The organism is Campylobacter sp. P255, from assembly GCF_003627915.1.
Classification (GTDB): Bacteria; Campylobacterota; Campylobacteria; order Campylobacterales; family Campylobacteraceae; genus Campylobacter_D.
In genome coordinates this window covers 87,214-110,323 of sequence record NZ_NREN01000003.1, presented here as the reverse complement: position 1 = coordinate 110,323, position 23,110 = coordinate 87,214, and the positions used below count along the sequence as shown (strand labels likewise).

Genomic DNA, 23,110 nt, shown 5'->3' with positions numbered 1-23,110 from the left:
TGCTCCGATATTAAAACTTATCAACTTTTAAAGGAGTAAAGTATGAGCCAACTCATTGAAGGTTTTCTAGGCAAGAGTATTGATGGCAAAAAAAGCAAAATGCCAGCAAAGCTTGACTATATTCAAAGTGCAACAGGCTTATTTTTGGGCTTGTTTATGTGGGCACATATGTTTTTCGTTTCTACCATTTTGGTTAGTGATGATTTTTTTGATTCAGTGGTTCATTTTTTAGAACTAAAATTTATCATTGATAGCCCTATGATGAGCTACATCACTTCTTTCTTAGCTGCCTGTGTTTTGGTGATTTTCTTTGTGCATGCTGCTCTTGCTATGAGAAAATTTCCTATCAACTTTAGACAATATCAACTTTGCAGAACGCATTTAAAATATATGAATCATGGTGATTCATCTTTATGGTGGGTTCAAGCTGCAACAGGTTTTGTGATGTTTTTCTTGGGTTCTGCACACTTAATCTTTGTAATAACTAATGCAGATAAAATCAGTGCTGATATGTCAGGTGATAGAGTAGTGAGCCATTTTATGTGGTTATTTTACCTTGCTTTATTAATTTGTGTTGAACTTCATGGAAGTATCGGTCTTTATAGATTGTGTGTAAAATGGGGTTGGTTTGAAGGAAAAGACGCAAAAGAAAGCCGTAAAAAACTGAAAAAAGCAAAATGGTTTATTAGTGTTTTCTTCTTAGTTTTAGGTTTACTAAGCTTAGCTGCTTTTGCAAAAATAGGTTTAAAAAATAATCAAAATAATTCTATAGCACAAATAGTAAAAACTTATGATGGAGCTAAATATGAACATACAATATAGTGATGCCTTAGTTATCGGTGGTGGTCTTGCGGGTTTAAGAGCTGCTATTGAAGTTGCAAAAAGTGGTCAAAGTGTAACTTTATTAAGTATTTGTCCAGTTAAAAGATCTCACTCAGCTGCTGTACAAGGTGGTATGCAAGCGAGTTTGGGTAATAGTGTTAAAGGCGAAGGCGATAATGAAGATGTGCATTTTGCTGATACTGTAAAAGGATCTGACTGGGGTTGTGATCAAGAAGTTGCAAGAATGTTTGCACAAACTGCACCAAAAGCTGTGCGTGAGCTTGCTGCTTGGGGTGTGCCTTGGACTAGAGTTACAAAAGGACCTAGAACCGTTGTTATCAATGCACAAAAAACAACGATTGAAGAAAAAGAAGAAGCACATGGTTTAATCAATGCAAGAGACTTTGGTGGTACTAAAAAATGGAGAACATGCTATATTGCTGATGCAACAGGGCATTGTATGCTATATGGTGTGGCAAATGAAGCGATTAAACATCAGGTTAAAATCATCGATAGAATGGAAGCGGTTAGAATTATCCACGATGGTAAAAAATGTTTAGGAGCTATAGCAAGAGATTTAACCAATGGAGAGTTGATTGCTTATGTTGCTAGAGGAACTATGATCGCAACAGGTGGTTATGGTAGAATTTATAAGCAAACTACTAATGCGGTAATTTGTGAAGGTACAGGAGCTGCAATTGCTTTAGAAACCGGACTTTGCAGACTTTCAAATATGGAAGCAGTGCAGTTTCACCCAACTCCAATCGTACCAAGTGGTATCTTGCTAACTGAAGGTTGTAGAGGTGATGGTGGTATTTTAAGAGATGTAGATGGTTACCGTTTTATGCCTGATTATGAGCCTGAGAAAAAAGAACTTGCAAGTAGAGATGTTGTAAGTCGTAGAATGATGGAGCATATTAGAAAAGGAAAAGGTGTAAAAAGTCCTTATGGAGATCATTTGTGGCTTGATATTTCGATCCTTGGTCGCGCTCATGTTGAAAAAAATCTTCGTGATGTTCAAGATATTTGTAAGACATTTAATGGTATTGATCCTGCTGATGAGGGTCCAAAAGGTTGGGCACCAGTTTTACCAATGCAGCACTATTCAATGGGTGGTATTAGAACAAAGCCAACCGGTGAAAGCCAATGGTTAAGCGGTCTTTTTGCATGTGGTGAGGCAGCTTGTTGGGATATGCATGGTTTTAACCGTTTGGGTGGAAATTCATGCTCTGAAACTGTTGTTGCAGGTATGATTATAGGGGATTATTTTGCACAATACTGCAAAGAAAATGGCAGTGAGATTGATACTAATATTGTTAAATCTTTCCTTTCTAAAGAGTATGATTACTTAAAATCTCTTGTAAGTAAAGAAGGAAAACATGATGTATTTGAAATTAAAAATAGAATGAAAGATATCATGTGGGAAAAAGTAGCTATCTTTAGAACAGGTCAAGGTCTTGAAGAAGCGGTGAAAGAGCTCGAAGAGCTATATCATAAATCACTTGATTTGAAAGTACATGATAAAGAATTAAAATGTGCAAATCCAGAACTAGAAGAAGCTTACAGGGTTCCAAGAATGCTAAAAATCGCTCTATGTGTTGCTTATGGAGCACTTTTAAGAACAGAAAGTCGTGGGGCTCATTATAGAGAAGATTATCCAAAAAGAGATGATTTAAACTGGATGAAAAGAACAAATACTTACTGGGTAGAGGGTGAAAGCATGCCTAGGGTTGAGTATGAAGATCTTGACATTATGAAAATGGAAATTCCACCAGCATTTAGAGGTTATGGTGCTAAAGGAAATATCATAGAAAATCCACTCAGCGAAAAACGTCAAGCTGAAGTTGATGCGATCCGCGAGAAAATGGAAGCAGAAGGCAAAGGTAGATATGAAATTCAGCATGCTTTAATGCCTTATGAATTGCAAGCTAAATTTAAAGCACCAAATCAAAGAATAGGAGTTGATTATGAGTAGAAAATTAACAATAAGAGCATTTAAATACAACCCATTAAGTAAAATTTCTAAGCCTCATTTTGTTACTTATGAGCTTGAAGAAACTCCATTTATGACAATTTTTGTGTGCTTAACTCAAATTAGAGAAAAAATGGATGCAGATTTGAGCTTTGACTTTGTATGTAGAGCAGGGATTTGTGGAAGTTGTGCGATGATGATTAATGGTAAGCCAAAATTAGCTTGTAAAACTTTGACAAAAGATTATCCAGATGGTGTTATAGAGCTTATGCCTTTGCCTGCATTTAGACATATTAAAGATTTAAGTGTTAACACAGGCGAGTGGTTTGATGGTATGTGTAAGCGTGTTGAGAGCTGGGTACATAATGAAAAAGAAACAGATATCTCTAAACTTGAAGAGCGTATTGAGCCAGAAGTTGCTGATGAGACTTTCGAGCTTGATCGTTGTATAGAGTGTGGAATTTGTGTTGCTTCGTGTGCAACTAAACTAATGAGACCTGATTTTATCGCAGCTACTGGACTTTTAAGAACAGCTAGATACTTACAAGATCCACATGATCACAGAAGTATAGAAGATTTTTATGAGTTAGTGGGTGATGATGATGGCGTATTTGGGTGTATGTCTTTGCTTGCGTGTGAGGATAATTGTCCAAAAGAGCTTCCTTTACAAAGTAAAATCGCTTATATGAGAAGACAGCTTGTCGCCCAAAGAAATAAATAATCCTAGCCCCCAAGAAAAGGGGGCTATTAAAGCATTACTAGAACAAATTTGGAAAAACCACAGCGTCTATCTTGATACTCATGCATTGCTTGATGAGAGTATGGTGGATACTCAAAAAGCTGCGATTATTTTAAGTACTGATCTTAGTAATTATGAAAGATTTAGTGCTTTAAGTGAATTTAAAAACTTGATGAAAAGTTTGAATTTACGTTTAGATCTTTATGGCATACAGTATGCGCAAGTTTGTTTTATTAATGCTTTGATTTTAGGAATTTTGGATAAAAACGAACTTTTAAAAGACTTAGAAAAACTTCAAAAAATTACAGATAACACTTTAATTTATACCTTTATATCTAAACAAAAGACAATTAAAAAAGATTATAAACAAGAAAGTAAAAATTCTCATCAAGCTTTAGATGATATCAATCAAAGCATACAAAAAATTTGTGATGATGATAAAGTCCAAAAGCTTTTGCAAGAGGCTTTGCTTAAATTTAGTAGTATTGATTTTTCTATCGCGGTAACAGGTGTTGTAAATGCAGGTAAATCAAGCATGTTAAATGCGCTTTTAAAGCAAGACTTTTTAGGGGTATCAAATGTGCCAGAGACTGCAAATTTGAGTGTTTTAAAATATGGTCAAGAACATAAGGCAAAGATATATTTTTGGAACAAGGAAGAATGGGAGGAGATCTTAAAAAGCTCTAGAGATAATCAAGATATGAAAGATCTTATCACGCAACTTGAAGAAAATTTTAATATATCTAAGTACATTGAAAAAGATGGTAAAACTTTAGAAGTTGATTTTAATTCACTTAAAGATTATACTAGTGCAAAAAATAAAATTTCTACACTCATTAAAAAAATAGAACTCTTTTCTATGCTTGATTTTTTAAAAGACAATGTCTACATCGTTGATACCCCAGGTCTTGATGATGTGATTATCCAAAGAGAGCTTTTAACAAAAAGTTATATCCAAAAAGCTGACTTTTTGATCCATCTTATGAATGCTTCTCAAAGTCTTAGTCAAAAAGATACGGAATTTATCATAGAATGTTTATTAACATCAAGAGTAAGCAAGCTTTTGGTTGTACTTACCAAAGCAGATTTGCTTGATCAAAAAGATCTACAAGAAGTGATTAGTTATACTCAAAAGAAAGTTAAAGAAAATTTAGCCCAAAGACAGCTTGATCAAGAGCTAGTAAAAAATGTAGAGTTTGTATGTATTTCTTCTAAACTCGCAAATGATTTTTATCAAAACAAAGGTGGGAATTTAGAACAAAGTAATATTTTAGCTCTAGAAGAGCTTATAGCTAAAAGTTTGTATGATAAAAATAAAATCGCCCTAAATGCTTATAAAAAAGAATTGCTTTTGCATGTAGAAAAACTTGAAGAAAAAACCAATCTTTCCAATAAATTGCTAAGTTATGAAAATTTTGAATTAGACCAACAAAATAAACTCATTATTGATGATTTTAAAGCAAAAAAGGACAAATTAAAGCAGATAAAAATAGAGCTAAATACTCTTTTTAATGCAAAAGATGAAAATACACAAGAAGTTACAACGCTTTCGCATTTACTAGCTAAGAAGCTAAAAGAAAAACTCATAGATGAGTTAAAGTACAACCAAAACAATAAAATCAAAAATAACTTCCAAAGATTAAGCACCATTATCGATACAACTTTAAAAGATGGAATTTTTGATCTTTTAAGGGAGTTAAAATACCAAAGCGAGTGTAAAATCAGCGAAATTAAAAACACTTTAAGTATGAAGTATGACTTTTTAAAAGGTGTTTTAGCGCAAAATTGTGATGATTTTAAAAATAAGGTTGAGACAAAAATCGAAAATATTTTCAGTGGTAAACTCTTTGCTAAGTTAAAATCAGATCTTTTAGAAAATCTTATGCAAAATAAGGATATTTATAAACTAGAGACTATACTAGAAGAGCAAATTTTACAGCAGTTGCAAAATTTTGGTATAGAAAAAATTGCAAATGAATTAAAACACAATCAAGAGTTTTTTGCTCATTTGGAGCTTAGCTTAAATTTATATGAAAAAGAACAAGAAGAACAGCTTAAAGATTTAAAAGACTTGATTTTACAAATGGAGCAAAATGAGCAAAATACCAAAGAACTTCTAGAAAAAAACAATATCAAACTTAATCAACTAAAGACTTTGAAAATGGAGCTTTTAAATGCAAAATGATTTGATTGAAGATTTTTTAAAAGCTTATGAGAAGACTTATTGCAAAAGTTTCGATGATAGTTTTGAGGGAAAAATTCTTTCGATTAAAAATGCCTTTTTAGAGCCAAGTTTGCGTTTAAATGGGGTTTTTTTAAAAGAGCTTGAAGGGATTATAGCAAGTTATAAAAAGCCGATTAATATAGCTATTATAGGGCAGTTTTCAAGCGGAAAATCTACGCTTTTAAATTTGATTTTAAAAAAAGAATGTCTACCAACAGGTGTGGTGCCAGTGACTTTTAAACCGACTTTTTTACGTTATGCTAAGGAGTATTTTTTAAGAGTAGAGTATGAAGATGGAAGTGATGAGATTGTAGATATAAGTAAGCTTTCGCATTTTAGCGATCAAAGAAATGAATTAAAAGAAACTAAAAGCTTACATCTTTTTGCGCCTGTTGAACTTTTAAAAAATATCACGCTTATAGACACTCCAGGACTTAACGCAAATGATATCGATACACTTACTACTTATAAAGAACTTTCTTTTATGCATAGTGCGATTTGGCTTAGTTTGATTGATAATGCAGGTAAAAAAAGTGAAGAAGAAGCTATAAAAGCCAATGCTAAGCTTTTAGAGCGTGGTGGAATTTGCGTGCTAAATCAAAAAGATAAACTAAATCAAGAAGAATTAGACAATGTACTAAGCTATGCGCATTTAGTTTTTGATAAATATTTCAAAAAGCTTATTGCTATTTCATGTAAAGAGGCAAAAACTGATTTAAAAAAATCTAATTTGCCGTTATTGTATGAGTATTTAGAAGGGCTTGATTATGAAAATATTAAAAAAGATTTTATCAGAGAAAAACTTGATCTTTTGTGTGTAATTTTACTGAATCAATATGATCTTTTTCAAGATACACTAGAACAGTTAAAACTCAAACTAGATGAGGTTTTAGAGTTTTTTTATACTAAAGAACTAGAGCGAAAAATCCAAATTTTAAATCATCATTGTTTAGACAAATTGAAGCTTGTTGGCGAGAAAATCGCTCAAGAAATTTTAAAATCAATCAAAGAAAAAGAAAGTTGTTACTATAAAGAAGCTAAGGGATTGTTTAAAAAAAATCTTTATGAAAAGGTTACTTATAAAGCACCTTATCTTTCAAGCGATGATGCTTTTTTGGCTATGTTTTATCATTCTGAAACGATGAATAAAGAATTTAAAAAAATGAAAAATGAGATTGCTTTGGAATTTAATCAAATCAAAGATGAATTTTTTCAACTTTTTCGCACCTTAGAAGAGCCTATTTTGCTATTTAAAGCACAGTTTTCTAATCTACAAAAAGAAAACGAATTAGAAAGCGAAGAAGAATTTGCTAGTTTTAGAAGTTTTGCAAGTGCTAGTGAAGAATTTTTTGTGAAAGACTTTAAGCAATTGTTATTCAAAAGCCAACTTGAACTTGACCTGTTTTTGGAAAAATTAAACCTCAAAGCTTTGGCAAATTATGAAAGTGCTACTAAGCTTGCTTTAGGATTTTTTAGTACTAAAATGAATGCGAGTAAGGAATTTTATGAGTTAGATAGCACCGAGTTTAGCTTGTATTATCCAAAAGCTAGTGAGGTATATCAAAGGGTTTTAAGTGAACTTAATGTGTATGAATTTGAAGATTTACTTTTAAATAAGCCCGTTGTTTTAAAAATTTATCAAAATTACATACAAACTTTTACAAAACTAATAGAAGCAAAAAAGCATTTTATACAAAATTTACATCATGAATTTGAAGCTAAAAAATCAATGATTTCTAGCATCAAATCACAAATTGCTAAGCTTTAAATATTGCTTCTAAATGCTTTTTGTAGTTTTCTAAATATGTTGGTATTTGTGGGTTTTTACATACATCATTGCATATAAAAGTAGGTAAGGCACTCATTCCCATGTATTGGTGTGTTTTGTGTAAATGCAAATACACCATATCAACCCCCACTCCATCGAAAAATTCACCCTTTAAATTAAAAGCCTCAATAGGTGCGTTCCATGTGAGAGAAAACATGTATTTTTTTTCTTTTAACAAACCTCCGGTGCCATAATTTAAGCTAGGGTTGGCACTAGTTCGTCCATCATTGATGAAAAATTGATCCTTGCCTTGTATATAGACCTCATCGATGTATTTTTTTACTATCCAAGGTTCTCCCATCCACCAGCCAGGCATTTGATATACCCATACATCAGCCCACATGAGCTTTTGAAGTTCTTCTTCTATGGTGTAGCCCTTGTCGATAATCGTTTCTTTTATATGATAACCTAGTGATGTTAGTGTTTCTTTTGCAAGTTCTTGTAAGGTTGTATTTAGCTTGCCTTTTGAAAATTTTAACTCTTTTGATCCATTAAGTAATAAAATATTTTTCATGGTAATATCCTTTTCTAGCGTGAAAGTATAATTATAGATAAACTAGCATTTAAATGCAATACAGAAATTAATGTAAGATACTATACTCAAAGAAAGTATAAAAATACAAAGTGTTACTTTTTATGAAGTGTTTTTTAAAAATCATACGTAATTTGTATTATTTTTTATATTTAAGATTAAATTAAAACAGATAGGAATAGAATGAATATAAGTTGATTATGTCAACAAAAAAAGGAGGTAATATGCAAGACAATGTCATTGATCGTAGAAATTTTTTCAAGTTAAGTCTTTTGGGAGGTAGCGTGATCGCTGCTAGCACTATAGGAGGTGGAACTGTACTACATGCTGCAGAGTTAGCACATGAACATAAAAGTACTCAAGATAAATCTAACAAAGTAAGAGGAAGAATGTTTTTTCAAGTGCAAACTGATTTTGATAATTTAAGCGCAGCATGCGAGAGAATATACCCAAAAGATGAACAAGGAGAGGGCGCTATAGGTTTGGGTGTGCCTTATTTTATCGATAATCAATTAGCCTCAGCATATGGCTATAATGATAGAGAGTATCTACAAGGACCTTTTATAGAAGGTATGCCTGAACAAGGTTATCAAACTCCTATGAAACGCAATGATATTTTCTTAGAAGGTGTTAAAGCTTTAGAGGTTATTTCTCAAAAGCGTTATAAAAAAAGCTTTTCATCTTTAAAAGGAACTGATCAGGACAAAATTTTGATTGATTTGGAAAAAAATAAAATTGATTTCATAGGATTTAAATCTTCTGAATTTTTTACGCTTTTAAGAGAAATGACGATAGCTGGAGCTTTATCTGATCCAATTTATGGTGGTAATGATAATAAAAATGGTTGGAGAATGATGCAATATCCAGGGGCACAAATGAGTTATATAGACAAAATAGCAAGTGATGAATTTTTTAACATGGAGCCTATGGGCTTAGCAGATATGGAAGGATAAAGCATGGCTGAAATATTAAAAAAAGTAGATGTAGTAACAGTAGGAGCAGGTTGGACAGGCGGTATAGTAGCAGCAGAGCTTACTAAAGCAGGCTTGAATGTGTTAAGTTTAGAACGTGGTGCAATGCAAACTACGGAAAATTTTGCAATGATCCATGATGAGTGGAGGTATGGTATTAACTATGGCTTAATGCAAGATTGCTCAAAAGACACAGTGACTTTTCGCCAACATATAAAAGATCTTGCTTTGCCATATAGAAAAATGGGTTCTTTTTTACTTGGTAATAATGTTGGCGGTGCAGGAGTGCACTGGAATGGATGGACTTTTAGATTTTTGCCTTATGATTTTGAAATCAAAACAAAAAGTTTTGAAAGATACGGCAATAAATTAGGCAGTGATTATACTTTACAAAATTGGGGTTTAACTTATAAAGATATGGAGCCTTACTATGATAAATTTGAAAAAATTTGCGGTATTTGTGGAGAGGAAAATCCTCTAGCAGAGAAAATGGGTGTTTTTAGATCAAGTCCTTATCCTCAAACACCTTTAGAAAATACTAAAATGCTTAAGCGTTTTGAAAAAGCAGCAAAAGATCTTAAAATGCATCCATTTAGACTGCCTGCAGCCAACTCAAAAGGTGGTTATACTAACCCAGATGGTCAGGATCTAGCCCCATGTCAATACTGTGCTTATTGTGAGCGTTTTGGCTGTGAGTATGGTGCTAAAGCAAGTCCTATTAACACAGTTATACCAAAAGCCATGAGCACAGGAAAATACACCATAAGAACACATAGTAATGTTATAGAAATACTTAAAAAAGATGGAAAAGCAACCGGAGTTAAATTCGTGGATACAAGAACCATGAAAGAGTATATTCAGCCAGCAGATATTGTAGTGCTTACAAGTTATATGTTTAACAACGCTAAGCTTTTAATGGTAAGTGGTATAGGCGAACAATATGACCCCAATACAGGTAGAGGAACTTTAGGCAGAAATTATTGTTATCAAATCAACATGGGTACGACAGCGTTTTTTGATGAGCAATTTAACACTTTTATGGGTTCAGGTGCTTTGGGTACAACTTGTGATGATTTTAATGGGGATAATTTTGACCATTCAAGAGAGAAATTTTTACATGGTGCGATGATTTATAGCGTGCAACTTGGAAACCGTCCTATCCAATCAGCTCCAATACCAAAAGGAACTCCAAGTTGGGGTGTAGAATTTAAAAAAGCCTTAAATTATAATTTTACAAGAGCTATTACAGTGGGTGGACAAGGTGCATCTTTACCACATAAAAATAACTACTTAAGTTTGGATCCAACCTATAAAGATGCTTTTGGTATGCCACTAGTAAGACTTACTTATAACTTTACAGATCAAGATCGTGCTTTGCATAAATTTATGACCGATAAAACAGCTGAAGTTGCTAAAAAAATGCAAGGTGTGAAGTCGATCAAAAAAGGAGCGTATTTGAAAGATTATAGTATAGTACCTTATCAATCTACGCACAATACAGGTGGTACTACCATGGGTGATGATCCTCAAACAAGCGTTGTTAATACCTATTTGCAGCATTGGGATATGGATAATCTTTTTGTTGTGGGTGCAGGAAATTTTCAGCATAATAGCGGATATAACCCTACTGATACAGTCGGGGCTTTGGCTTATCGTTGTGCTGAAGGTATTTTAAAATACCACCAAATAGGCAGACAATTAGTGTAAAAACAAGTGAAGCATTTTTGGCTTCACTTGTTTTCGCTGTTATCTTTTTCTTTTTTCTTCTTCCATAAATGAAGTGCAACTCCACATGCACCACCAACGATAGCAGCAATGATAAGATTTGTAATGAAATCTATTTACTTCCTTTTTTTTGTTTTATTAACTAATAATTTTGTATTATAACTTATAAAGACATAATTTGAGTTAACTAAGGAAAATATTTTATGAAAGAAAAATGCAACTTTACAGAATGCGGATTTAATTATACTTTATCTTTGATTTCAGGAAAGTATAAAATGAGTGTTTTGTATTGTTTATTTCGTTATGAAGTAGTAAGATATAATGAGTTAAAAAGATATCTTGGGAGTATTTCTTTTAAGACCTTAACGCATACTCTAAGAGAGCTTGAAAGTGATGATTTGATCATTCGTAAAGAATACCCACAAATTCCACCAAAAGTAGAATACAGACTTTCTAAAAAAGGTCAAAGTTTGATCCCTATCTTACAAGCGATGTGTAGTTGGGGCGAAGTGAATCAAAAGGAAGAAAAATGATAGAATTATTAGATGGTATTGATTTAGAAAAATACATGGGTACATGGCTAGAAATGGCTAGAAAGCCTGCTTTTTTTCAAAAAACTTGTAAAAGCGCTAAAGCAGAATACGAGCTAGAGTATCAAGGTACTACGCCTATAATAAAAGTCAAAAATATATGCACCAAAGAAAATGGTGAAATTTCACAAGCAAATGGCAAAGCAAGGGTGAAATCTCCAAGAGCTTTAGCGGTTAAGTTTAGTATATTTATGAATATCTTCAACAAGCCAAATTATGAGATTGTTTACATTGATACAAATTATCAAGTTTCTATCGTAGGTAGTCCTGATAAAAAATACCTTTGGATTTTATCAAGAAAAATTTTAGAAAAAGAACAGATAAACTCTTTGCTTGAAATAGCCAAGCAAAGAGGTTTTGACACTAGTGATGTGATTTTTGATAAGCACTAAAGTGCTTCATTCATATCGATTACATAACGGAATTTAGCTTTTCCTGAAGTGAGGTTTTCATAAGCTTTGTCAATCTCACTTGGTTTGATGAGTTCAATCTCAGGGTAAATTCCATGCTCCAAAGAAAAATCAAGCATTTCTTGGGTTTCTTTAATGCCTCCAATCAACGAACCATATACTTTTTTACCTGCTTTGTGTACAAAATGAACAATGTTGATACTAGGGCTTACTTCATGCGGAGGTAGTCCTACAATAGCCATCTCACCGCCAAATTTTAACAAGTCCATATAAGCTAGTGGATCATAAGGAGTTGGTATGGTAGAGATGATGAGGTCAAATCTTTCTTTTACTACGCTTTTATTGGTACTGGTATAAAAATTACTCACTCCCATAGCTAGAGCTTCTGCTTTTTTGTTTTCATTTCTTGCAAAAACACTTACTTTTGCTCCCATTTTCACAGTGTATTTAACTGCCATCATACCAAGTCCACCAAAACCTGCTATGGCTACACTTGAGCCTTCTTTGATATTTGAAAATTTAAGCGGTGAGTAGGTAGTAATACCCGCACAAAGCAAAGGCGCTACTTTTTCAAGTGGTGCATTTTGTGGCACATTGATAGCAAATTTTTCACTTACTACGATGTTGTTTGAGTAGCCTCCATAGGTGTTTTCATTATCATGAAATACATCTTTACAGTTATAAGTGTAGATGGTTTTACCATTTTCACAAAATTGCTCTTGAGATTTTTTGCATGCTTCACACTCTCCGCATGAGTTGACCATACACCCAACCCCAGCAAAATCGCCTACTTTAAATTTACTTACATTTTCCCCACTGCGATGACTTCTCCTGCTATTTCATGCCCAGGTACACAAGGGTAGGTTGCCTCGCCCCATTCGCTTCTTGCGGTGTGAATGTCACTATGGCAAATTCCTGCGTATTTGATAGCGATTAAGATGTCGTTTTTACCTACTTTGTGGCGTGTAAATTCAAAAGGCGTGAATTTAGAATCTTTGCTAAGCATAGCATAGCCTTTACTTTTAACACGACCATTTTCTAAAAAGATTTTTGAATCCATTTTTCTTTCTCCTTTGCGTTTTTTTAATTATAATAAAGCTAGGTTTTTATTGCAATAGGGAAAATAAAGTAAGATACTATACTCAAGGTACGTTTGTGGGTTTTGGTTTGATTTTTATGGTATAATTATTTAAATTTTTTACCCATAAGGAAGCCATGGAACTTAAGCATTTTTCAGAAGATGATACTAGAGTTAAACTCATAGATGTAAAACTTCACGCTAGCTCTTGGAGTGAAGAAAATATCATAAGAAATTATTATTTTACTGATGGGCGTAAGCTTATAGGAAATAAAAGAGGCGAAAGAAAATTTGCAGATTATTTGTTGAAATTTCAAAACAATAATCTTGCTATCATAGAAGCTAAAAAACAAAGCAAAGATCCTTTAGATGGCTTGTCTCAAGGCATAGAATATGCCAGAATTTTAAACGTAGCATTTGTATATAGCACTAATGGCGATAAAATTTATGAATACAACTTAAAAACTTCAAGCGGTGAGTACATAGAAAATTTTCCAACCCCAAGTGAGCTTTTTGCTAGGATTTATGGAAATTTAAAAGAATGGCAACACAAGCTTTTATCGCAGCGAGAATTATACATACCCCAAAAAGAATTAAGATATTATCAAAAGATCGCAGTTGATAAAGTCATAGAAGCTTTGATCAACGGTAAAAATAGAATTTTACTCACTCTTGCTACAGGTACAGGTAAAACCACCATAGCTTTTGCTTTGTGTTATCGTTTACTTGAAGCTAGGTGGAATAAAACAAATCAAGACAAAAAACCTAAGATATTATTTTTATGTGATAGGGTGAGTTTAAGAGATCAAGCTTTAGGAGAGTTTAATCCTATAGAGGGCGATTGCGTGACAGTGAGTGCGCAAGAGTTGAGAAAAAATAATGGCAGAGTGCCTACAAGTGCAAATGTGTTTTTTGGAATTTATCAAAGTCTAGCTTCAAATTCAAAAGAACAAGAAAATGCTAATGAAGAACAAGAAAGCAAATTCTACTTACAATACCCCAAAGACTTTTTTGATCTTATCATCATCGATGAATGCCACAGAGGTGGAGCGAATGAAGAAGGTAGCTGGGCAGGGGTGCTAGAGTACTTTTCATCGGCTACGCATTTGGGGCTTACTGCTACTCCTAAAAAAAGCGATAATGTAGATACTTATAGGTATTTTGGTGAGAGTATATATGAGTATAGTCTTAAAGATGGCATAGAAGATGGCTTTTTAACCCCTTATAAAGTTAAGCGTGTTACGACTACGCTTAGTGAAGGCTATGTGTACAACCCTGATGATATCATAGAAGGTGAGTTAGAAAAAGGCTTTTATAAGATCAATGAATTTGAAAGAAATATTCACTTACCTCAATACAACGACTTTCTAGCTAAAGAAATTTTAAAGCTCATCAACCCTATGGATAAAACCATCATCTTTTGTACTAACCAAGCCCATGCAAGTGAAGTAAAAAGAGCCATTGATAAATTTAAAAGTGTAAAAAGAGATGACTACTGCGCGAGGGTTACAAGTGATGAGGGTAAAATAGGGCTTGAGTACTTAAAGCAGTTTCAAGATAATGACAAAAGCTACCCTGTGATACTCACTAGTTCTAAAATGCTAACCACAGGAGTAGATGCTAGAAATGTCCGCAACATAGTGCTTTTGGCAAATATAGGTTCTATCATAGAATTTAAGCAAATCATCGGAAGAGGCACTAGGGTGTATGAGGGAAAAGACTTTTTTACTATACTAGATTTTACCGGAGTAACAAGACTTTTTTATGATCCTAAATGGGATGGCGAGCAGATCAAAGATGAAGAAAAAACCGAGGTAAAAACTATACAAAACAAAAGAGAGCAAAGCAACCCTAAAGAAGCAACCAAGCAAAAAGAAGTCACTGTGCATTTAAAAGGTACCAAACTAAAAGTGCTTGATATAACGACAAGCTACATAGGAGATAGCGACAAGCCACTTAGCACAAAAGAATTTTTGGAATTTTTAGTAGGAAAGCTAGCAGAATTTTATAACGATGAGACAAGGTTACGCGAGATTTGGAGTAACCAAGCAAGCAGGAAAGAATTTTTACAAAAACTTGAAAAAGACCGCATAAGCGAGCAGGTTTTGGAAGAATTGACAGTGATTTTTGAGCAAAAAGACTGCGATGTGTATGATGTGCTAGCACACTTAAGCTTTAACAGCGAGATAAAAACACGCCATGAACGCGTGCTAAATGTAAAAAATAGTACATTTTTAAAACGCTTCCAAAAAGAAAAAGCCTTAAAGCTTGTGGAGTTTTTACTAGATAGGTATCAAGAGTATGGCATAAAAGACTTTGATAGTGGGTTAAAAACACTTATAGATCTTAGCTCTTTAGGTAGCGTAAAAGAGCTAGTGAGTGAATTTGAAGGTATGGAAAATTTAAAACAATGCATTGATGATTTACAAAGGGAGATTTATGCGAGGTGAAATTTTTAATATTAAATTGGAGAATTTTTGTTAAAATAATCTATAGAAATAATTATTTAATATATTTTAGGAAAAAATATGCTTATAGAATTTAGAGTGGAGAATTTTTTATCTATTCAAGATGAACAAGTTTTGAGTATGGTTGCAAGTAGTGATAATACTTTTTTAAATTCTCATGTTAGTAATAATGGAAAATTAAGATTATTAAAAAGTAGTGTGGTTTATGGAGCAAATGCTGCGGGTAAATCAAATATTATAAAAGCTTTAAAAACTATGAAAACCATTGTTATTTCTAGTGCGACAAAACAAAGAGGTGATGAATTGTCGGTAACACCTTTTTTGCTAGGAAACGAAGATAATAAACCCACAAAATTTGAAATCATTTTTATACAAGATAATAAAAAATATCAATATGGTTTTATTTTAAATTCTGAAAAAATTTTAGAAGAATGGCTTTTAACTTTTGATGAAAATGATGCTGAGCAAAATTGGTTTGAAAGAATTTATAATAAAAAAGAAGAAAAATATGTTTATTCCTTTGGAGAAAAATTTTTAGCTGATGAAATTTATAGACAGTTATGGAAAGATAGTACTAGAGATAATGCCTTATTTTTATCCGTAGTTATTCAGTTGAATAATGAACAATTAAAACCTGTGTTTGATTTTTTTGATCTTAAGCTCCAAATAGCAAATTCAAATGGCTGGGGCAACGGAAAAAGTATCACGATTAATGAATATAAAAAAGACAAAGAATTAGTTGATAGTTTTTTTAAAATAGCCGATTTAGATATAGAAGGTGTGGAGATTAAAACAAGCGATATTGATGAAAATTCATTACTACCAAATCTTCAAATTCTTGCGCAAGAAGTCAAAGAAAAAATCATTAAAGAAATCAAAAATATCCAAGAATTAAAAAATGCAAAAATATTAGAAGATATATCTTTTATGCACTTAAGTCAAAATAACCAAATAAAATTTTTAAATTTTAAAGATGAGTCAGATGGAACGCAAAAATTTTTTAATTTAATAGGCATTTGGATTAAGTCTTTAAAAAGAGGAAATATTTTAATAATAGATGAGCTAAATACTCACTTACACCCTTTAATGACAAAATTCTTAGTAAATCTTTTTCATAATGAAGGTTTAAACAAATCAAATGCTCAGCTCATTTTTACCACTCATGATACTTCTATTTTAAATCAAGATATCTTTAGAAGAGATCAAATTTGGTTTTGTGAAAAACAAAATAAAGCAACCAAACTTTATCCTTTGAGTGATTTTGAAGAGAGTGAAGAGAGAAGAGATAAAACAAATTTGGAAAATGATTATCTTTTAGGGCGTTTTGGGGCTTTACCTTATTTTAAAGAAATATTATCATCATGGAGTGATAATGGGAACTGATGATTTTCACAAAAAAAGAAACACAAAAATAAGAGGCAGAAAAACAAGAAGAAAAGAAAATGAAATTATACTTATAGTATGCGAAGGTGAAAAAACGGAAAAAAACTATTTAAATCAATTAAAAGATTTCTTTGAATTAATTAATGTAAGTATAAACATCATCTCAAGTAAAGATTCAGATCCTTTAAAAATTGTTAACTTCGCTGAAAAAAAAAGCAAAGAAAATTTTTATGATAAAATTTATTGTGTATTTGATAAAGATAAGCACTCAAGTTTTAACGATGCAAAGCAAAAATGCGATCAATGTAATTTTGAAGCAATTGTCTCAATTCCTTGTTTTGAATTTTGGGTACTTTTGCATTTTACATATACTACAAAATCATTTAGCACAAATAGTCCTTGTAATGAATTAATCAATACTTGCTTGAAAAAATATATCAAAGATTATACTAAAAATTATGATTTTACAAGTATTATACAAAAAAATCTTAATGCAGCTATTGCAAATGCTCAAAAAGCGAATGAAGAAGCAGAAAAAAATAACTATACAAGCTCATATACTTTTATGGATAAACTTGCACTTAAATTTCAAGAATTAAACAACGCAAGAATAAACCAATGACAAATTTACCGCAGGGTTGGGAAGTTAAAAAGCTTGGTGATATTGTTGAAATTCAAATAGGCAAAACTCCATCTAGAAATAATATTGATTTTTTTCAAGGCAAAAATATTTGGCTAAGTATTAGAGATTTAAAAAGTAAATTTGTTTCTTCTTCAAATGAAAAAATTTCAAATGATGCAATTTTAAAGACAAATATGAAAATAGTTCCTAAAGGAACTCTACTAATGAGCTTCAAATTAACACTAGGAAAAACAGCTTTTGCTGATTGTGATTTATATACAAATGAAGCCATTGCAGCGATTTTTATTAAAGATAAAAATATTAATAAATATTTTTTAGATTATGCTTTAAAATTTGCAGACTTAGAAAAATATGTTGATAATGCAGTAAAGGGCAAGACATTAAATAAACAAAAACTTAAGCAAATCGAAATTCTACTTCCATCACTTAAAGAGCAAGAAAGGATAGTGGGGATTTTAGATGAGAGTTTTGCAAAGATAGATGAGAGTATAAAAATTTTAGAGCAAGATTTGCTCAATTTAGATGAGTTAATGCAAAGTGCCTTGCAAAAAGCTTTTAACCCCTTAAAAGATAATGCTAAGGAAAACTACAAACTCCCACAAGGTTGGGAATGGAAAAGCTTAGGGGAAATTGGAGAAATAATTACCGGAACAACACCTAGTAAAAATAATCCTAATTTTTATGGAAATGAGTATCCACTATTTAAGCCTAGTGATTTAAATGGAGATATGATAATAAAATTTGCAAGTGATAATTTATCAAAAGTAGGCTTTGATAATGCAAGAAATTTACCAAAAGATACAATTTTGGTAGTTTGTATAGGTGCTTCTATTGGGAAAGTAGGATTAAGTGGAGTTAATGGGAGTTGTAATCAACAGATTAATGCCATTGTTCCAAATTCTACTTTTGTTTCAAAGTATTTATTTTTTGTATGCTTAAGTAACTATTTTCAAGAAATTCTTAAAAAAAATGCTTCTCAAACTACTTTACCAATTATAAATAAAACAGAATTTTCTAAATTAAAAATCCCCCTACCACCTTTACAAGAGCAAGAGCAAATCGCTTCGCATTTAGATGAGCTTTCTTCTCATGTAAAAAATTTAAAGCAAAACTATCAAATGCAGATAAAAAATCTACAAGAGCTTAAAAAGTCCTTGCTAGATAAAGCTTTTCAAGGAAGATTGTAAATGTTAAAAATTTTTAGAAATTTTAACACATTAGCTAGATATGTTAAAAATTTTTGATTTTTTTAACATATTTTTTTATAATGTTAAAAATTTTAAAAAATTTTAACATATGGAAAAATTATGAAAGAATTCATACCACCAAAACTTCCTTTAGATATAGAATTAAATGCAAATATTTATGGTCTCATCATTAGGGCTTCGAGAAAATTAGCGGAGTTAAATGGACTTAGCAAAAGCATGCCTAATCCAAATATATTAATCAATGCTTTGATCTTGCAAGAAGCTAAAGATTCTAGCGAGATAGAAAATATTATTACCACTCACGATGAGCTTTTTTTATCTCAAATCGATGAAAGTAAACTTACAAGAGCGGCAAAAGAAGTGAAAGACTATGAAAATGCTTTAAAAAAAGGATATGAGCTTTTAAAAAAAGAGCAATTATTAAGAAATGCGCATATTTTAGAAATTCAAAAAAGACTAGAAAGAAATAATGCAGGTTTTAGAAAACAAAGCGGAACTACACTGATAAATCCTACCACAGGAGAAATCAAACACACACCCCCGCAAAATCCTAGTGATATACAAGAACTTATGGGAAATTTGGAGCGATACATCAACGATGATACTTTAGATGAACTTGATTTTTTGGTAAAAATGGCAATCATTCATTATCAGTTTGAAAGCATACATCCATTTTACGATGGTAATGGTAGAACAGGCAGGATTATCAATATACTTTATTTAGTTTATAAAGGCTTGCTTGATTTGCCTATCTTGTATTTAAGCGCTTATATAGTAAATAACAAAGAAGAGTATTACAATCTTTTACAAAAAGTATGTGATGAAGGTGCAATTTTAGAATGGATAGAATACATACTCAAAGGTGTAGAGCAAACTGCTATAAAAACGATAAAAACCATTACTATAATAGAAAAAATGATGTCTGATGTAGGTGAAATTTTGCAAAATAAAACGAACTTTTACAGCAAAGACTTTGTGGAGCTTTTGTTTTCTCATCCTTATACAAAGATAGACTTTTTGATAAATAAATTAGATATTTCTAGGCAAAGTGCCTCAAAATACCTTAAAATTTGTGAAAATTTAGGGGTGCTAGAGTGCATTAAAATGGGTAGAAATAATTATTATATTAATATAGAACTTTTAAGACTTTTTAGAAAGGGAATTTTTTAAATGCAAGGTAAAATCGATAAAATCACAGATATTCTAAGACGCGATGATGGCATAAGCGGTGCTATGCATTATAGTGAGCAGATTAGTTGGGTGCTTTTTTTGAAATTTTTAGATGATTATGAAGAAGAGTTAAAGCTAGAAGCTGAGTTAGATGAAAAGCCTTATAAGGCTATTTTGCAAGAAAAATTCAGTTGGAGAGCTTGGGCAGCACCTAAAACAAGCGAAGGAAAGCTTGATGTAAAAAATGCTTTAAGTGGAAGTGATTTGCTAAGCTTTGTGAATGATGAGCTTTTTCCATATCTAAAAAGTTTTAAAGATAATGAAAATTTCAAAAGCATAGAGTATAAGATAGGCGGAATTTTTGAATTTATAGACAACCGCATAGCTAATGGCCATACTTTAAGAGAAGTTATAAATTTAGTCGATGAGCTAAGTTTTAGCAAAGAAAGTGATGTATTTGCTTTAGGTGAGGTTTATGAGAAGCTTTTAAAAGACATGGGAAGCGATGGGGGAAATAGCGGGGAGTTTTATACCCCAAGACCTTTGGTTAGAGCTATGGTGGAGGTGCTAGACCCTAAAGCAAAAGAGAGAATTTATGATCCTGCGTGTGGGAGTTGTGGGTTTTTAGTAGAGAGTTTTTTGCATATTCTTTATGAAGATAGGACAAAAAAGAAAAAAGCAAATTTGAGTGTGGAAGAACTTGAATTTTTACAAAATGATGCCTTGTTTGGTAAAGAAAAAACTCCGCTAAGTTATGCAATGGGTGTGATGAATATGATCTTGCATGAGGTTAAGTCCCCAAATATCATCAAAACCAATACTCTAAATAAAAAAATCACAGACATAACTGAAAATGAAAAATACGAAGTGATTTTAGCAAATCCTCCTTTTGGTGGTAAAGAAAAAGATCAAATTCAAAATAACTTTCCTGTAAAATCAAATGCCACCGAGCTTTTGTTTTTACAGCATATTTTAAAGTCTTTGAAAAACAATGGAAGATGTGCCATAGTAGTGCCTGAAGGAGTGCTTTTTCAAAATTCAAATGCCTTTGTGAGTGTAAAAAAAGACTTGCTAGAAAATTTTAATCTTGAATGTGTTTTAAGCTTGCCAAGTGGGGTGTTTTTGCCTTATAGTGCGGTAAAAACTAATGTGCTTTTTTTCTCTAAAGGACAAAGAAGTATTTGTGGTGAAAATGATGAAAGTGTATATTACTATGAGCTTGTGCCTCCTTTTAAATTGACCAAAAACAAACCTTTAGAATACACACATTTGCAAGAATTTTTAAAATGCTATAAAGAAAGAAAAATCACGGCTAATTCTTATTTGGTAAGTAAAAAAGAACTTGAAGAAAGAAATTATGATTTAAGTGCTAAAAACCCAAACGTAAAAGAAGAAAAAACTTTGCGTGAAGTAGAGGAAATTTTAAGCGAGTTAGAGCAAAATCAAAAACAAGCAAAAATGCTTTTTGAAAAAATTCAAAAAGCACTTGTTTAAGGCATAAAAATTATATCAACCAAATCATTTTCTTTTATATCATCATGTGCTATCATAAGTGCAGCTTTATGGTTAAGGTTGTTGATGATGGCACTTGAGCCTTGTTTTTTGCCTTTTAAATTGGCATAAATTTTTCCATCTTTAAATTCTACATTACAAGCTACAAATTCTAAATGCGAACTTTTTTTCTTATAGTCAGTATTTGCAAATGCTTTAAATACATAGTCTTTTTCTTGTAAAAGCCAAGCATTTAAAAGTTCTCTTACATATAAGTTAAACATCACCATAGCCGAGTATGGAAAACCCGGTAGAGCAAAGATGAATTTGTCTTCAAATTTGGCTATTTTGATGTGTTTGCCAGGTTTTACATCGACTTTGTCTATGATGACTTCATACTCTTTAACAGCTTGTTTTAAAAAGTCAAAATCCCCCATGGAAACCCCACCGGTGGTAACTAAAATATCACATGCATTAAGTGCTTGTTTTAAAACACTTGGGGTTTTTTGCATATCATCTTTTAAAAGTGGAAAAATTCTAGCTTCAGCACCAAGCTTTTTCGCCATATTAGCTATGGCTATATGGTTTGATGAGCGAATTTGTGCAGGGTGTTCTAAGCTTTCGCCTAAGTCTTTGATCTCACTTCCACTGCTTAACACGCCTATGATAGGTTTAGCAAAAACGCAAATATGAAAGTATCCAAGCTCGGCTAAAAGTGCTATCTCGCTATAGCCTAGTTTTGTGCCTTTAGTGAGTAAAATTTCACCCTCGGTGTAACTCTCACCCACCTTTCTCACAGCAAAGCCTTGAGGGACTTTTTCTTTGATGTAAACCACACCGTTTTTAACTTCTACTTTTTCCACGGGTACTAAGGTATCACAACCCTCACTCATTAAAGAACCTGTAAAGGTTTTAACACATTCTTTGCTTTGTATTTTAAAGCTTGGAAAAACTCCCGCAGGTACTTCGCCTATGATAGACAAAGCCTCATCTTGCTCGCTAAATTTGATCGCATAGCCATCCATAGAAGCTGTGGGAAATTGAGGGTTATTGGTAGAAGCTTTGATGTCTATGGCTAAAATTCTATCTAAGCACTGTGTTAAGGCGATGTTTTCTATCTTTTCGTATGCTTTTATATGCGAATGAAGTATATTTAAACTTTGATTATAAGAAGTTAGCATTTTTAGTCCTTAGTGCTTAAAATTCCTGCTCCTTGAAGTTTCAAAGAGCGTTCTTTAGCATAAATTTTTTCACCATTGATGATATCATATTTCCATATAGGTGCACTTGCTTTAAAATCTTCTACAAAATCGTTAATCAGCTTAAGTCCTAGTTTTCTTTGTTTGCTTAAAACCCCAGCAAAATAAGAACTCTCATGTACTTTTACCTCGCCGATAGAGTGAGCAAACATCAAGCTTACGTTTTCATTGGCAAGTTTTTGACACCATTTTTCAAACCAAGTTTTCAATAAAGGCTCATATATATCAAAGCTTAAAGCTTCGATTCCATCTTCAGCTCTCACTATACCGCAAAATGTGATCAAAGCTCCGCAGTTTTTGTCTTTAGCGTATTCATACCATCTAGCGTAAATGCTAGGAATTTCCAAAGATCCTTGATGTAATTCAAACATAACTTATCCTCCACAAACCGGCGGAAGTAAGCAGATTTTATCCCCATCTTTTAGGGTGGTTTCATCATCAAAAACCATTTCATCGTTTAAAGCAACTGCGCAAAGCTCAAGCCATTCTTTTAAGCTTTCATCTTGCCCTAAAATCACTTTTAATTCTTTTAAGCTTTTTACTTCTAGTTCTAAACTTTCTTTGTTGATTGGTCCTAGAAATTCAACTTTTACCATT

Annotated in this window: 19 protein-coding genes and 1 pseudogene; 15 read left to right on the top strand and 5 right to left on the bottom strand. The window is 32.3% G+C overall.

From position 1 onward, the window contains the following. Nucleotides 1-42: 42 nt before the first annotated feature. Genes CKA54_RS02575 through CKA54_RS02555 form a run of 5 tightly spaced genes read left to right on the top strand, consistent with a single transcriptional unit; the run spans nt 43 to nt 7,525 of the window. Nucleotides 43-822: a fumarate reductase cytochrome b subunit gene (locus tag CKA54_RS02575; RefSeq protein ID WP_120759731.1), complete on the top strand. Its 780-nt coding sequence runs from the start codon at nt 43-45 to the stop codon at nt 820-822. Then, nucleotides 806-2,797, top strand: a complete 1,992-nt coding sequence (locus tag CKA54_RS02570; RefSeq protein WP_120759729.1) for a fumarate reductase flavoprotein subunit — start codon at nt 806-808, stop codon at nt 2,795-2,797. Before CKA54_RS02575 ends, CKA54_RS02570 begins: the two co-directional genes overlap by 17 nt. Beyond that, nucleotides 2,790-3,515 carry a fumarate reductase iron-sulfur subunit gene (locus tag CKA54_RS02565; protein ID WP_120759727.1) on the top strand — a complete coding sequence of 242 codons (726 nt, stop codon included), beginning with the start codon at nt 2,790-2,792 and terminating at the stop codon, nt 3,513-3,515. Before CKA54_RS02570 ends, CKA54_RS02565 begins: the two co-directional genes overlap by 8 nt. Beyond that, nucleotides 3,493-5,718 carry a dynamin family protein gene (locus tag CKA54_RS02560; protein WP_120759725.1) on the top strand — a complete coding sequence of 742 codons (2,226 nt, stop codon included), beginning with the start codon at nt 3,493-3,495 and terminating at the stop codon, nt 5,716-5,718. The genes CKA54_RS02565 and CKA54_RS02560 overlap by 23 nt, the downstream gene beginning before the upstream one ends. Continuing rightward, the gene (locus CKA54_RS02555) at nt 5,708-7,525 is read left to right on the top strand and encodes a dynamin family protein (protein ID WP_120759723.1); all 1,818 of its coding nucleotides are present in this window, start codon (nt 5,708-5,710) and stop codon (nt 7,523-7,525) included. The genes CKA54_RS02560 and CKA54_RS02555 overlap by 11 nt, the downstream gene beginning before the upstream one ends. Here the strand turns inward: CKA54_RS02555 and CKA54_RS02550 are convergent. Then, complete coding sequence (locus CKA54_RS02550; protein WP_120759721.1) at nt 7,515-8,099, bottom strand: NAD(P)H-dependent oxidoreductase; 585 nt, start codon at nt 8,097-8,099, stop codon at nt 7,515-7,517. The genes CKA54_RS02555 and CKA54_RS02550 overlap by 11 nt on opposite strands. Nucleotides 8,100-8,341: 242 nt before the next feature. Here CKA54_RS02550 and CKA54_RS02545 point away from each other — a divergent pair, with 242 nt between their 5' ends. From CKA54_RS02545 to CKA54_RS02530, 4 genes are all read left to right on the top strand, one after another. Next, nucleotides 8,342-9,070: a gluconate 2-dehydrogenase subunit 3 family protein gene (locus tag CKA54_RS02545; RefSeq protein ID WP_120759720.1), complete on the top strand. Its 729-nt coding sequence runs from the start codon at nt 8,342-8,344 to the stop codon at nt 9,068-9,070. 3 nt (nt 9,071-9,073) lie between these two features. Beyond that, complete coding sequence (locus CKA54_RS02540; protein ID WP_120759718.1) at nt 9,074-10,795, top strand: GMC family oxidoreductase; 1,722 nt, start codon at nt 9,074-9,076, stop codon at nt 10,793-10,795. A 221-nt stretch (nt 10,796-11,016) separates the two neighbouring features. After that, nucleotides 11,017-11,346, top strand: coding sequence for a helix-turn-helix domain-containing protein (locus CKA54_RS02535; RefSeq protein ID WP_120759716.1), 330 nt, complete (start codon nt 11,017-11,019; stop codon nt 11,344-11,346). After that, the gene (locus CKA54_RS02530; protein ID WP_039627978.1) at nt 11,343-11,795 is read left to right on the top strand and encodes a lipocalin family protein; all 453 of its coding nucleotides are present in this window, start codon (nt 11,343-11,345) and stop codon (nt 11,793-11,795) included. Before CKA54_RS02535 ends, CKA54_RS02530 begins: the two co-directional genes overlap by 4 nt. Here CKA54_RS02530 and CKA54_RS02525 read toward each other — a convergent pair. Beyond that, nucleotides 11,792-12,873: pseudogene (locus CKA54_RS02525) on the bottom strand (NAD(P)-dependent alcohol dehydrogenase). The gene CKA54_RS02530 and the pseudogene CKA54_RS02525 overlap by 4 nt on opposite strands. Nucleotides 12,874-13,028: 155 nt before the next feature. Between CKA54_RS02525 and hsdR the strand changes: the two are divergent. The 6 genes from hsdR to CKA54_RS02495 all read left to right on the top strand — a co-directional run bounded on the left by hsdR (nt 13,029) and on the right by CKA54_RS02495 (nt 21,257). After that, entirely contained in the window at nt 13,029-15,341 is a 2,313-nt protein-coding gene (gene hsdR / locus CKA54_RS02520; protein WP_120759714.1) for an EcoAI/FtnUII family type I restriction enzme subunit R, read from the top strand. A gap of 78 nt (nt 15,342-15,419) precedes the next feature. After that, a complete protein-coding gene (locus tag CKA54_RS02515) occupies nt 15,420-16,742 on the top strand; it encodes an ATP/GTP-binding protein (RefSeq protein WP_120759712.1) in 1,323 nt (440 codons plus the stop codon). After that, nucleotides 16,732-17,364, top strand: a complete 633-nt coding sequence (locus CKA54_RS02510; protein ID WP_120759710.1) for an RloB family protein — start codon at nt 16,732-16,734, stop codon at nt 17,362-17,364. The genes CKA54_RS02515 and CKA54_RS02510 overlap by 11 nt, the downstream gene beginning before the upstream one ends. Continuing rightward, nucleotides 17,361-18,572 (top strand): restriction endonuclease subunit S, encoded by a 1,212-nt coding sequence (locus CKA54_RS02505; RefSeq protein ID WP_120759708.1) that lies wholly within the window; start codon nt 17,361-17,363, stop codon nt 18,570-18,572. The genes CKA54_RS02510 and CKA54_RS02505 overlap by 4 nt, the downstream gene beginning before the upstream one ends. Nucleotides 18,573-18,692: 120 nt before the next feature. Further along, a complete protein-coding gene (locus tag CKA54_RS02500; protein WP_120759706.1) occupies nt 18,693-19,763 on the top strand; it encodes a Fic family protein in 1,071 nt (356 codons plus the stop codon). Then, on the top strand, nt 19,764-21,257 hold the full coding sequence (locus tag CKA54_RS02495; RefSeq protein ID WP_120759704.1) for an N-6 DNA methylase: 1,494 nt from the start codon (nt 19,764-19,766) through the stop codon (nt 21,255-21,257). Here the strand turns inward: CKA54_RS02495 and CKA54_RS02490 are convergent. Genes CKA54_RS02490 through CKA54_RS02480 form a run of 3 tightly spaced genes read right to left on the bottom strand, consistent with a single transcriptional unit; the run spans nt 21,254 to nt 23,109 of the window. Further along, entirely contained in the window at nt 21,254-22,435 is a 1,182-nt protein-coding gene (locus CKA54_RS02490) for a molybdopterin molybdotransferase MoeA (protein WP_039662896.1), read from the bottom strand. The genes CKA54_RS02495 and CKA54_RS02490 overlap by 4 nt on opposite strands. Before the next feature lie 2 nt (nt 22,436-22,437). Then, nucleotides 22,438-22,884 carry a molybdenum cofactor biosynthesis protein MoaE gene (locus tag CKA54_RS02485; protein WP_039662899.1) on the bottom strand — a complete coding sequence of 149 codons (447 nt, stop codon included), beginning with the start codon at nt 22,882-22,884 and terminating at the stop codon, nt 22,438-22,440. Between the two features lie 3 nt (nt 22,885-22,887). Continuing rightward, nucleotides 22,888-23,109, bottom strand: a complete 222-nt coding sequence (locus tag CKA54_RS02480) for a molybdopterin synthase, small subunit (protein ID WP_039662900.1) — start codon at nt 23,107-23,109, stop codon at nt 22,888-22,890. Between the last annotated feature and the right edge of the window lies 1 nt (nt 23,110).